The organism is Duganella sp. 1224 (genome assembly GCF_013408245.1).
Taxonomy (GTDB): Bacteria; Pseudomonadota; Gammaproteobacteria; order Burkholderiales; family Burkholderiaceae_D; genus Rugamonas.
This window is the reverse complement of sequence record NZ_JACBYS010000001.1, coordinates 2,614,734-2,626,468: the sequence shown is the minus strand read 5'-3', so window position 1 is coordinate 2,626,468 and position 11,735 is coordinate 2,614,734. Positions and strand designations below refer to the sequence as shown.

11 protein-coding genes and 1 tRNA gene are annotated in these 11,735 nt (G+C 63.9%); 8 read left to right on the top strand and 4 right to left on the bottom strand.

All coding sequences use genetic code 11. The features are described 5' to 3' along the window. Nucleotides 1–59: 59 nt before the first annotated feature. Nucleotides 60–1,286, top strand: a complete 1,227-nt coding sequence (locus tag FHW58_RS11790) for a DUF418 domain-containing protein (RefSeq protein WP_229265140.1) — start codon at nt 60–62, stop codon at nt 1,284–1,286. Between the two features lie 17 nt (nt 1,287–1,303). On the opposite strand, the gene FHW58_RS11785 is transcribed toward FHW58_RS11790, so the two are convergent. Next, complete coding sequence (locus FHW58_RS11785) at nt 1,304–1,912, bottom strand: YigZ family protein (protein ID WP_179673163.1); 609 nt, start codon at nt 1,910–1,912, stop codon at nt 1,304–1,306. 121 nt (nt 1,913–2,033) lie between these two features. On the opposite strand from FHW58_RS11785, the gene FHW58_RS11780 reads away from it, so the two are divergent. Both FHW58_RS11780 and FHW58_RS11775 read left to right on the top strand, forming a co-directional pair. Further along, the gene (locus FHW58_RS11780; protein WP_179673162.1) at nt 2,034–4,013 is read left to right on the top strand and encodes a helicase-related protein; all 1,980 of its coding nucleotides are present in this window, start codon (nt 2,034–2,036) and stop codon (nt 4,011–4,013) included. 2 nt (nt 4,014–4,015) lie between these two features. Further along, a complete protein-coding gene (locus tag FHW58_RS11775; RefSeq protein WP_179673161.1) occupies nt 4,016–4,306 on the top strand; it encodes a hypothetical protein in 291 nt (96 codons plus the stop codon). Nucleotide 4,307: 1 nt separating this feature from the next. Here the strand turns inward: FHW58_RS11775 and FHW58_RS11770 are convergent, their stop codons facing one another. Together FHW58_RS11770 and FHW58_RS11765 are read right to left on the bottom strand one after the other, a co-directional pair. Beyond that, nucleotides 4,308–6,185: a DUF945 family protein gene (locus FHW58_RS11770; RefSeq protein WP_179673160.1), complete on the bottom strand. Its 1,878-nt coding sequence runs from the start codon at nt 6,183–6,185 to the stop codon at nt 4,308–4,310. A gap of 168 nt (nt 6,186–6,353) precedes the next feature. Beyond that, nucleotides 6,354–6,429 (bottom strand) — tRNA-Lys (locus FHW58_RS11765). 149 nt (nt 6,430–6,578) lie between these two features. Here FHW58_RS11765 and FHW58_RS11760 point away from each other — a divergent pair. The 3 genes from FHW58_RS11760 to FHW58_RS27500 all read left to right on the top strand — a co-directional run bounded on the left by FHW58_RS11760 (nt 6,579) and on the right by FHW58_RS27500 (nt 9,119). Beyond that, the gene (locus tag FHW58_RS11760) at nt 6,579–7,025 is read left to right on the top strand and encodes a RidA family protein (protein ID WP_179673159.1); all 447 of its coding nucleotides are present in this window, start codon (nt 6,579–6,581) and stop codon (nt 7,023–7,025) included. 111 nt (nt 7,026–7,136) lie between these two features. Beyond that, nucleotides 7,137–8,306, top strand: a complete 1,170-nt coding sequence (locus FHW58_RS11755) for an acyltransferase (protein ID WP_179673158.1) — start codon at nt 7,137–7,139, stop codon at nt 8,304–8,306. 120 nt (nt 8,307–8,426) lie between these two features. Next, complete coding sequence (locus FHW58_RS27500; protein WP_229265138.1) at nt 8,427–9,119, top strand: PEP-CTERM sorting domain-containing protein; 693 nt, start codon at nt 8,427–8,429, stop codon at nt 9,117–9,119. Nucleotides 9,120–9,144: 25 nt separating this feature from the next. On the opposite strand, the gene FHW58_RS11745 is transcribed toward FHW58_RS27500, so the two are convergent. Next, a complete protein-coding gene (locus FHW58_RS11745) occupies nt 9,145–10,164 on the bottom strand; it encodes a galactose oxidase (RefSeq protein ID WP_179673157.1) in 1,020 nt (339 codons plus the stop codon). A gap of 121 nt (nt 10,165–10,285) precedes the next feature. Here FHW58_RS11745 and FHW58_RS11740 point away from each other — a divergent pair, with 121 nt between their 5' ends. Further along, nucleotides 10,286–10,849, top strand: coding sequence for a TetR/AcrR family transcriptional regulator (locus FHW58_RS11740; RefSeq protein ID WP_179673156.1), 564 nt, complete (start codon nt 10,286–10,288; stop codon nt 10,847–10,849). A 52-nt stretch (nt 10,850–10,901) separates the two neighbouring features. Next, complete coding sequence (locus FHW58_RS11735) at nt 10,902–11,729, top strand: SDR family NAD(P)-dependent oxidoreductase (protein ID WP_179673155.1); 828 nt, start codon at nt 10,902–10,904, stop codon at nt 11,727–11,729. The last annotated feature ends 6 nt before the right edge of the window (nt 11,730–11,735 follow it).

Sequence of the window (11,735 nt, the reverse complement as noted above, 5' to 3'; positions counted from 1 at the left end):
GTCCTCCATTTATACACGAGCCCAACCGTAGCGAAGGCTACGGTTGGGCTCGTGTATAAATGGAGGACCTGACCCCGGAGTTTGTTTCGGGCAAGCTTGGCATTTTGTTCACTTGGTGGAGACCCATGACTATAACGACAACAAGCTCCCGGCTGGAGGTGATCGACGCGTTGCGCGGCTTTGCGATAGTGTCGATCATGCTGCTGCATAACATCGAGCATTTCGACTTTTATTTTTCGCCGGCCGGCTTGCCGGCCTGGTTGCAGGCCGTCGATAAGGTGATCTGGGATGGCCTGTTTTTCTTGTTTGGCGGTAAGTCTTACGCCATCTTTGCTTTGCTGTTTGGTGTCACTTTTTATATCCAGTACCGCAACCGGGAGGTGCGCGGCGAGGATTTTCGCGCCCGGTTCGCCTGGCGGCTGATGCTGCTGCTGGCGTTCGGTGTGCTCAATTCCATGTTTTATCACGGCGATATCCTGAGTATTTATGCTGTGCTGGGATTTGCGCTGATTCCGGTGGCGCGATTGTCTAACCGCTGGGTCGGCATAATCGCCGTGCTGTTATTGTTGCAGCCGTATGCCTGGTGGGAGGTGTTTCAGGCATTGCCAAATCCGAATGAGAAATTGCCCGATCCGGCGTCGTGGGCTTATTTTGGCCGCGCCAATGGTTATTTTGCGCATGGCTCGGCATTGGATGTGTGGGCAGGTAATCTCACCAATGGCAAAATCGGCGTGATTCGCTGGAGCTGGGAAAATGGCCGTCTATTCCAGATTCCCGCTTTATTTATGCTGGGTCTGCTGGCTGGCCGGATGGGATTATTCCGGCAGCCATTATTCTGGCGCCGCGCTGTGATTGTCGCGGCGCTGGCATTTATTCCGTTTTATGTGCTCAAAACCTGGCCGGAATTAATGGGCGTGGGCGAAGCAGTGCGTCGGCCGCTGCTGGTGATGATGACGTCATGGTCGAATCTGGCGTTGATGGTGGTGCTGGTGTCGGTATTTGTGCTGCTGTTTTATTCGCGGGACTGGCTGGGTTTCTTTTCGCCGCTGGGACGTATGAGTTTAACCAGCTATGTCATGCAGTCGATTATCGGGACGTCGATTTATTATGGTTTTGGACTGGGCTTGTACCAGTACACCGGCGCCAGTTTTGCGCTGGCGATTGGCGTCGCGCTGGCGCTGGCGCAGCGGCAGTTCAGCGTGTGGTGGCTGGCCAGGCACCCGCAGGGACCGCTTGAAACCGTGTGGCATAAGCTGACCTGGCTCGGCAGTCATGCCAAAAATTAGCGCGAATGCACCAACATTCAGCTTGCGGAGGGCGTGTCGTCAGGATCGATCCAGAGGATGCGTCCATGGCCCGCTTCGTTGAGACGGGTTATCAGCGCATCGGCGGCGGCCTCGGGGAGATTCAGTTCGAACTGTACCGCGTCTGCATGCTGGACATTATTCAGGCTGGCGCCGGCCATTTCTATTTCCCGGCGTACCAGGCCTTCCATCGCATAAGGCGCGCTGCAGATCAGATAACGCTGTCGGATAATCGGGATTTTCTCGGATTTTAATAAGGCTTGCGCCACGCTGTCGGTATAAGCGCGCACCAGTCCGCCCGCGCCCAATTTAACGCCGCCAAAATATCGCACCACGGTGGCTAATACGCCTTCCAGATCCTGATGGCGTAATACGTCGAGCATCGGGCGGCCGGCTGTGCCGCTGGGTTCGCCGTCGTCCACTGCCGCTGATTGGCCGCCGGCTAATAATGCCCAGCAGACGTGGGCGGCGCCGGGATGCTCTTGCCATAATCCGTCGACGATTTTCTGCGCGCTGGCGCGATCGGTCATCGGCTGAACGCAGGCGATAAAGCGGCTTTTTTTAATCAGCAGTTCGTGGTGAACGGCTGTATTTAATGTCTGGGGCATGGGAGATTTCCGGCGGGCCTGCGGCGTAAAAGGGCGATGGTGCCAGAAATCAGACGCGCGCGCCATGCGGCGGCCGGCGGCACGGTATAATCCGGGCCGAGTTCACCCCACCTGATACGCCATGACCCATTCCCCCGCTTCCCTCGTTCTTGCCACCGACGGCGATCCGGCGGAGGACGATGATCTGATGCGCCAACTGGGCCTGAGCGACCATGGCGTCGCCCTGGTCAAGGCCGAGGGCAGGGTGTTTCTGCGCATGCGCGGCGTGGTCGAGTACGGCGGCCGGCGGGTCGAGTACGACCTGGTGCCGACCCAGGGCGTACTGGCCAAGTCGTCCAAGTGGCGCAAGATGGATGCCGATATCCGCGCCGCGCTGTTGCGCGAACGGGCCGGCGCGGCAGTGGCGGACGAGTTGCACGGCCACGTCCGCGACTTCGTCCAGGAGTTGGCCGACGCCTGCGACGATTGCGAGATGGACGCCGAGCCCTTCCTGCACGCGTTGACGGATATGCAAGTGTCCGAACCGGCCGGCATGGTGTTCGACCGCATCCGCATGCGCCTGGAACACGCGGTGGAGCGCGAGATGGAGGAGCAGCACGCCGAGCGCACCCGCCAGAGCATCAACCTGGCCGAGTATCCGGCCTCGTTCGACGTCGCCCGCCGCATCAAGCGCAAGTTCATCGCGGTGCTGGGGCCGACCAATTCCGGCAAGACCCATATGGCGATGGAGGCCCTGGGCAAGGCGCCGAGCGGTGTCTATCTGGCGCCGCTGCGCCTGCTGGCGCTGGAAAACTATGAGCGCCTGCAGGAAATGCAACAGCATGGCCAGCCGCTGAAGGTCAGCCTGGTGACCGGCGAGGAGCGGCGGCTGGTGCCGGGCGCCACCCATGTCGCCAGCACGGTGGAGATGCTGGACACGCAAACACCGGTCGACGTGGCGGTCATCGATGAAATCCAGATGCTGGCCGACCGCGACCGCGGCGCCGCCTGGACCGCCGCCGTCTGCGGCGCGCCGGCGCGCATCGTCTACCTGGTGGGGGCGCCGGAGGCGCGGCGCGCCATCGAGGTGCTGGCGGCGCGGCTGGAGTGCGAGCTGGAAGTTCACCTGCTCAAGCGCAAGGGGCCGCTGACGATGGAGCCGACCGCCGTGCGCAAGCTGAGCAATCTGCGCCGCGGCGACGCGGTGATCTGCTTCTCGCGCCGCGAGGTGCTGATGTGGCGCGACATGGTGACCGAGATGGGCCTGTCGGTGGCCACCGTCTACGGCAATCTGTCGCCGGAGGTGCGGCGCGCGCAGGCCCAGCGCTTCCGCGAGGGCGCGGCCGACGTGGTGGTCGGCACGGACGCCATCGCCATGGGCCTGAACATGCCGATCGCGCGCGTGGTGATGACCACCACCGTCAAGTACAACGGCTACGAGGAGGAAGAGATTCCGGCCGCGCTGGCGCGCCAGATCGCCGGCCGCGCCGGCCGCTTCGGCGTGCACGAGGAGGGCCTGGTGGCCGGCTACGACAACGAGACGCACAACGTGATGCGCTCGCTGCTGCGCGAGAAACCAGTGCCGCTGAAGACCACCGGCTTCGCGGTGGCGCCGACGCTGGAGCACCTGCACCGCATTTCGTCGGTGACGCACGAGCAGGCGCTGGCCAAGCTGCTGAAGCGCTTCGTCCACAATATCGACGTGCCGGATGGCTTCTTTTACCCGCGCATCACCGAGGATCAGTTTGAACGCGCCGCCTGGCTCGATACGTTGGACCTGACCGTGGCCGAGAAGTTCGCGCTGTCGCTGGTGCCGGTGTCGTCCAAGGTGGCGTCGCTGCAGCACGCGTGGGAGACGTGGGCCAAGGCGCTGGCGCACAAGAAGGTTACGCAGCTGAAGGCCAACGATCGGCCGCTGCATTACATGAATCTGCAGGAGGTGGAGGACGCCTGCCGGCTGTATTCGGCCTATGCCTGGCTGGCTTATCGCCAGCCGGAGTATTTCCCGGATACCGAGCTGGCGCAGCGCCTGTCGCGCGAGGCGTCGGAGCGGGTCGATTCCATCCTGCAGGAACAGAACTCGGCGGCGCGCAAACGCCAGCCGCGCAAGTTCCGCCGCTAGCCATGGACGCGGAACGCTGCCCGCTGTGTGGCCGTGTGCTGGGGACGGTCCACATCGATCGCCATCATCTGGTGCCGAAGACGTTCAAGGGCAGGGAGCAGTTTCCGATTCATAAAATCTGCCACCGCAAGATCCATTCGGTGTTCACCGAGCGCGAGCTGTTGCAGCACTATCACACCTGGGAGGCGCTGCGCGCGCACCCCGATATCCAGACCTTTATCGCCTGGGTGGCCAACAAGCCGCCGGGCTTTTACGTGCGCACCGACACGTCGGCGCGCAAGAAGGCGCGCTGACTCAGTCGAAGGTAAAGTCGCAGTCGCCGCTGGAGCAGGACAGCAGGAGCATGGCGGCCGGGAAGGTCACGCCTTCCAGCAACTCCTGGCCGTCCACCAGGAAGTGCGCCTGGCGCTCGTCCACATAGAGCTTCAGCGTGACCGGTTCGCCGAGCGGGAATTGCCGCTCCAGCGCGTGGCCCTCGCCGAGCGGGCGGCTGTCCGCCGCGTACAAGCGGCTGGATGCGCGCAGGCGGTCCGTGTCACCGTATTTGGACAGGGTCAGGCAGGCGCGGTCGCTGGGGGCCTCGGCGCTGATGCACATGACGATGGAGGGCGCCCATTGCGCATGCTGCTGCGGATTGCTCAGCTTGACCGTCATGCCGCGCGCCTTGCTGGCATCGAAGCGGAATTGGCTGAGATTGAAGCGCCCGGCTGCTGCGCTGTCGTGGAAGCTGCGATTGTTGAACACAACGGGCGCTTCCAGCTGCGGATTGTCGCTGGCCGACGGCACCGGCATGCCCGCCTTGGCGCACCAGCGCTCGGCCGGGTCGGCGTCGCCGGCCACGCCATAGCGGCGGCACAACTCGGCTGCCGCGAAGTGGTCGCCGTTGTGACCGAATAGCAGCAGCTGCTCCAGCGCGCGGTCGCGCCACAGCAGTTCGGTGGGCAGCGTGTGGTCGTCCTCGGGTGGCTGGCGGGTTTGCTTGTGCAGCTTGGCCAGCAGTTCGATCAGCGTGTACGGCTGGGCGCGGCCGTTGATGGTGATATGGTTATGCTGGATGTCGATGTCCGCCACTAGCTGGTCCTTTTCCAGCCGCGCGTAGCCGTCGCCCAGCAGTTTGCCGAGCATGTAGGAATAGGCTTGGTCGGCCGGCTGGTCCAGCACCTGCGCGCCGGGCGACTTCAGCGCATGGTAGGTGCTCAGCACGGCGAAGCTGCGCAGCGTGGCCAGCGGCAGTTCCACGTGCAGGTGCGCTTCGACGGCGTTGAAGGCAGCCACCGCGTCGGCCAGGTCGCCGGGTTTCACGCCCGGCATGCCGAGGCTGCCGTGCAGGCGTATCTTGCCGCCGCCGAAGGTGCCGCTCAGGTCGGCCAGCTCCAGCCGCGCACCCTGCAGCATCAGCGGCTTCAGCAGCTTGCGGATAACCGTGTCCTCATCGCCGTTGGCGGCTTCGGTGAGCTGCTGCCACAGGCTGGCGTTGAGGTCGCGCAGGCGCAGGTCGGCGTGCAGGTCGTCCAGCGCCACGCCGTTTTCGAAGCGCAGGCGCTGGATGGAGAATTCGATGCGCTGGTCGAGCTTGTTTTTGGTGGCGGTGGTTTCTTCGCGCACCGCCAGTTCTTCGGCATGGGCGCGGCCGTGCCCCTTGGTTTCGATGAAGTCCACGCTGCCCACCTGCACTTGCTGCTGATGAGCCAGGGTGCCGCGCGTTTGCCGGGTGGTGCCGCGGATGTCCGCCACGTCGAGATTGAAGTCCGGCCAGTAGGCCTTGAAGCCCGGCCAGCGGAGCGTGGCGTCCACCGTGTTGCCATTGACGCTGTATTGCCAGTTGGCGTCCTGCCAGGTGACGCGCGTGTCGTCCTTGCGGTAGTCGACGGCGGGCAGGGTGGCGCGGTACTGGATGGTCTTGCCGCTGTTGCCGGTGCGCTTGATTTGTAGTGGCTGCTCGGTGCCGAAAACCGCCTTGAGCGCGGCTTTTTCCGCCTCGCGGGGCTGCTGGCCGCTGGGCTGGTCGAGGCGGATCGGCTTGCCTTTGCCGGGATCGGTGCGGCGCGCCAGTTCATTCTCGACCGCTTGGCGGGCAATGCGGATGTCGGAGGGAAAATCAGCCGGCTTGGCGGCCAGCGCGTTGCCACTCAGGCAGGCAGCCGCGACGGCGGCAAGGACGGACTTTTTCAATGTGGGCAGCGAAAATGATGATGTATTGCAATAATACAGAATGATCCAGCTTGAAAAAGCTTCAATTCTCACGCCGGCCGGCGTGCGCATGGCCCGAGGATAGCAGTTGCTTATCCGTGAAACAACAAAGCCCACGCGGCGGACCGGGTGGGCTTTGTGAAGGAATCTTGGTAGGCCGTGCGGGATTCGAACCTGCGACCAACGGATTAAAAGTCCGCTGCTCTACCAGCTGAGCTAACGACCCAAGGGCCAGCATTGTACTGGCTGGTGCGCCAAAGTTCAAGTGCTCTGCGAAAAGCGGGAGGCGGCGGTGGCGGATAGTGGGATGCTGCCCGCCGGCGCCTGCCGTAGTATCGCCGGGCCCTTTATCTTTAACCACTCCGGGAGATAGCCATGAAGTATTCCATCCTGTTTGGCGCTGCGGCGCTGCTTGCCGGCGCCGCCACCGCGCAGCCGCCGGCCAAGGAAGTCATCGCCACCAAGGCCGCGCCAGAGGCGATCGGTCCGTATTCGCAGGCCATCAAGTCCGGCCAGGCGCTGTATTTGTCCGGCCAGATTCCGATCGATCCGCAGACCGGCCAGCTGGTGGCCGGCGGCGTAGAGGAGCAGGGCCAGCGCGTACTGGAAAACCTCAAGGCTGTGCTGGCCGCCAACAATATGACGTTTGACGACGTGGTGTCCACTACCGTCTACGTCAAGGACCTGAACGACTTCGCCAAGGTCAACGCGGTGTACGCGCAGTATTTCCAACAGAAGCCGCCAGCGCGGTCGACGGTGCAGGTGGCCCGCCTGCCCAAGGATGCGTTGCTGGAAATTTCCGCCATCGCTATCCGGCCCTGATTGCAAAGCTGGCTGTTTCGCGCGACAGCGTCGGCCATCCTCGGCTATCATATCGCCCTGCTATAAAAATAAGCCGTATTTCTAACGGTAAATTGACAGCAAGGAACACGAATGAAAGCAGTTACAGGCCCGACGTTTGGCACGGTGAAGCCGGCCCCGTCGCAGTTTGGTTTGATTAATCTATTGAAGGCTGGCGCGGCGCAACTGATCGTGCTGCACCATCTGGCGTTTTACGGCCCCATGTCCGATCACGTGCGCTTTATCTTCCCGGCGCTGATCGACTGGTTGAGCAGCAACGCCCGCATTGCCGTGCAAGTCTTCCTCGTGATTGGCGGTTTTCTCGCGGCCAAGTCGCTGGCGCCGTCCGGCGACGCCGGCTATGCGCAACCGCTGGGCGCCGTCTGGCGCCGTTACGCCAAGCTCGCGCCACCCTTTATCGCCGCCACTTTATTTGCCGCGGTCGCCTCGTCGTGGGCGGCCGAATGGATGACGCATGACTCGATCTCCGCGCCCGCCACGCTGAGCCAGCTGACCGCGCACGCGCTGCTGCTGCATGGCGTGCTGGGCTTCGCGTCGGTCTCGGCCGGCGCCTGGTACGTGGCCATCGATTTCCAGTTGTACGCCTTGCTGGTGCTGGCGCTGTGGGTGGGCGGCATCGTCGAGGGCAAGCGGCCGATGCGCTGGCTGATGCCGATGGTGGTGGGCGTGGGCATCACGCTGTCGCTGCTCAACTTCAATCTCGATGCCGACTGGGACAACTGGGCGCCGTACTTCTTCGGCAGCTATGGCCTGGGTGTGATGGCGTGGTGGGCCAGCGATCCGCGCCGCAAGCCGGGCGAGGCGCTGATGCTGATGATGATGGCGCTGCTGCCGGCCGTGGCCGGCCTGGTGCTGGAGTTCCGCAGCCGCATCGCGCTGGCGGCGGTGGTGGCTTGCGCGCTATTCCTGTTTGGCCGTTTCAGGAGCGCCGCCCAGGGCCACGTGTGGCGCGCCATCCACGGCATGGGCAAGATTTCCTACTCGGTGTTCCTGATTCACTTCCCGGTATGCCTGCTGGTGAACGCCGCTTTCACCCGGTTTGCGCCGGCCGAACCGGCCTGGCAGTTGTTGGGCATGCTGGTGGCCTGGGCGTCCAGCCTGACTGCCGGTGCGGCCTTCCACCGTTGGGTGGAAGTGCCGTTGGGGCGCCTGATCCATGCGCTGGGCGAACAGCTGGCGGTGCGCGATGTGCACATTCCCCGGCGCTTGCCTGAGCGGCGCAACGGCGTGTCGCTGCGATAGTTGCTTTTTGGCATCGTTCAATATATTTATTGCATTTCCGCTTCTCTGGTGTTATATTAATTTCATTAAGGAAATTTTTATTGCCCAATTGGATTCCCAGCCAGCCGCCCGGAGACCGAAATGAAAACCGCCATCAAAGCTGCTCTGTTCAGCATTCTGCTTGTCGCCACCGCTGCCCATGCCAAACCTGGCGGCGGCAACAACAATAACAACAACCAGGGCAGTAATCCTGGTCCAGGCCACTCGGGCGCCGGCGACGTCACCTTGAGCAGCCAGCCCTCCAGCGCGTTTGCGCTGGTCCAGGGGCAGCAGATTAATCCGGTGCAGTCCAACGCCGGTTTCGCCACGCAGTTCGCTACGCCTTCCCAAACGCCAGCCAATGGCTGGACGCTGGCGGGCACGGTGGAAAAGGACAACGGCATGGCGTTCAGCGACAAGGTGGTGGGCGACGGACTGTCGTTCTCCCTGTCCAAAGCGACTGGCAGCGATGTGAACGGCACCTGGTCGGTGTCCAATTCCAGCAGCAAAAACACCACGCTCGACCTGGTGCTGTCGTTCCACGCCGGTAATAACGTCGGCAGCTTCCTGTTCAACGACCTGACCATCAATGCCGGGCAGACCATGAACGGCACCTGGCTCATCCAGTGGCTCAACAACGCCAATAGCGCCAACAGCGTGCCGGCGTTCTCGAACGTGGCCTTCTACACCGGCTCGTTCTCGCAAACCGCGGCGGTGCCGGAGCCGTCGACCTATGCCATGCTGCTCGGCGGCCTGGCGCTGATGGGCTACGTCGCCCGCCGTCGTAAAGCCTGACCGCCGCGCTATCTCGGCAATCCGCTCAGGGCGACGCCGAGAAGCGGATCACGCCAGCGCTGACGCGCTGGCCGGCGCGCATGCCGCCAAACAGGCCGTATTCGCCATTCCCTAGCGGCACCAGGCCGCGGAAGTCCATGCCGGCCTGCGGCAGCGGCGCATGCGTCTGCCAGCGGCCGCGTGCCGGGTCGTAACTGAACACGGCGTCCGACGGCTCCGCCGGCAACTGGTCGTAGCCGATGCCGTTGTAGTTGTAGGGCCGGCCGCTGCCTCCCGCAAACACAATACGACCGTTGTCGCCCACCGCGCCGGCCCGGTACAGCGGCACGCCGGGATGCGGCGGCAACGCGCGCCAGCTGATCAGCGCCGGCTGCTCGGTGTCCAGCGTCCCTTGCCAGCAGGCGTTGCTGATGGCGAAGACGTTCTTGCCGTCCGCGCCCTTGTCGGCGGTCACGCCATCGCAGAGCACCATGGTGTCGCCGATCAGGCCGCCGGCATGGCCGAATACCGGCCGGCCGGGGAAGGGCGTGGCGCTGGTCCAGCGCCGCGTGTGCGTGTCGTAGATCTGCACGTCGGTGACGTTGGCCTTGTCGTGCCAGCCGCTCACCAGCACGATCCAGCGCTCGCGCCAGGGCAGGGCGACGCTGTCGTCCACCGGCACCGGCATTGTTGTCTCGGCCTCAAAGCGGCCGCTGTCCGGCAGAAAGCGCAGCACCTCGGGCGTGGAGACTTCTTCGCCCTTGGCCGAGACGGTATAGCCACCGATCAGGTAGATCTTGCCGCCGACCGTCAGCGCGGCGCTGGCCAGGCGGCCCTGGGCCACCGGAATGTCGGCCACCTTGCGCCAGGCGTCGCTGCGCAGGTCGAGCGCATGCACGTCTTGTTGAATATCCGCCCAAGTCTTGCCCGGCCCCAGGCCGAAGAAGGTGTACACCTGGTCGCCATCGCGCGCGACCGCCCAGTTGGTGCGCGCCACCGGCGCGTCCGCTTGCGCCAGCGCGGTGCCCGAGGCCAGCGCGGCGAGTAAAAGTAGTGGTTTCATCATGGGCAGGATTATGGCCGCTGGACGGCAAAAGCCCATCCATCGAAAGAGGAAGGGATGGCGCAACGCTGCAAACTTTTTCAAACTGTGGTTAAATGAGTGCCTAGTCATTTAAAACCGCACCATGGCCCGACCGTTAAGTGAAGACAAACAGCAGGCGATCCTGACCGCCGCCAGCCGCATCATTGCGGTGGAGGGCGCGGGCGCGACCACCGCCCACATCGCCCGCCAGGCCGGCGTGGCGGCCGGTTCGCTGTTCACGTACTACCCGACCAAGGATGCGCTGCTGAACGCGCTATACCTGCATCTGAAGACCGAGGTAGCGCAAGTGCTGCTGTCCGGCTTTCCCGAGGATGCGGCGCCGCGCGTGCGGGCCCTGCATATCTGGACCCGCTACATCGGCTGGGCGCTGGCCGAGCCGGAAAAGCGCAAGGCCATGGAGCAGCTGACGCTGTCGCACCGGATTTCCGCCGAGACGCTGGCGGCGGCAGCCGCCGGGATGGGCGCCATCGGCCGAGGGGTGCGGGATTGTCTGCCGTCGCATTCGGCGATCAGCAGCGAGTTCGCGGCGGCCATGATGACAGCGCTGCTGGCGGTGGTGATCGACTTTGCCGAGCGCGAGCCGCAGCAGAAAGAAGCGCACATCGCCAACGGCTTTGAGGCGCTGTGGCGGGCGCTGGCGCAGTAAATTTTTTTGTCTTTTTAATGAGTGAGTAGTCAGTCAACTAAGGAGTGTAATCATGTCAAAAGTATGGTTTGTTACCGGTAGTTCGCGCGGCCTGGGCCGTGACATCGTGGAAGCCGCCCTGCGCGCCGGCGATCGGGTGGCCGCCACCGCCCGTCAGCCGGAACAGCTTGCGGCGCTGGCGGCGGAGTATGGCGACCGTCTGCTGCCGCTGGCGCTGGACGTCGCCGACGCACAGGCAGCGGCGGCCGCACTGGAACAGACACGCCGGCATTTCGGCCGCATCGACGTGGTGGTCAACAACGCCGGCTACGCCAACACCGCCGCAGTGGAAGACATCAGCCTGGACGACTTCACCGGGCAGGTGCAGACCAATTTCTTTGGCGTGGTGTACGTCAGCAAGGCGGCGGTGCCGATCCTGCGCGAGCAGGGCCATGGCCACATCATCCAGATCGCCTCGATTGGCGCGCGGCTGGGCGTGGCCGGGCTGAGCGCGTACCAGAGCGCCAAGTTTGCCGTGCGTGGTTTCTCGCTGGTGCTGGCGCAGGAAGTGGCGCCGCTGGGCATCAAGGTGACGGTGGTGCAGCCGGGCGGCATGAATACCGACTGGGCCGGTTCGTCGATGCAGGTGCCGGCCGTCAGCGCACCGTACGACCAGACCGTGGGCGCGACCGCGCGCCATCTGCGCCAACTGGTCGGCAAGGCCTCGTCCGATCCGGTGAAAGTGGCGGCGGCCATGATCACATTGGCCAATCTGGAAGAGCCGCCGGTGGAACTGCTGATCGGCGCCGATGCGGTGGAGTATGTGAAGCGCGCTGCTGACGCCGTCGCCGAAAACGACCGCAAGTGGCATGACCTGTCGGTGTCCACCAAGGCCGATTAAACGCTG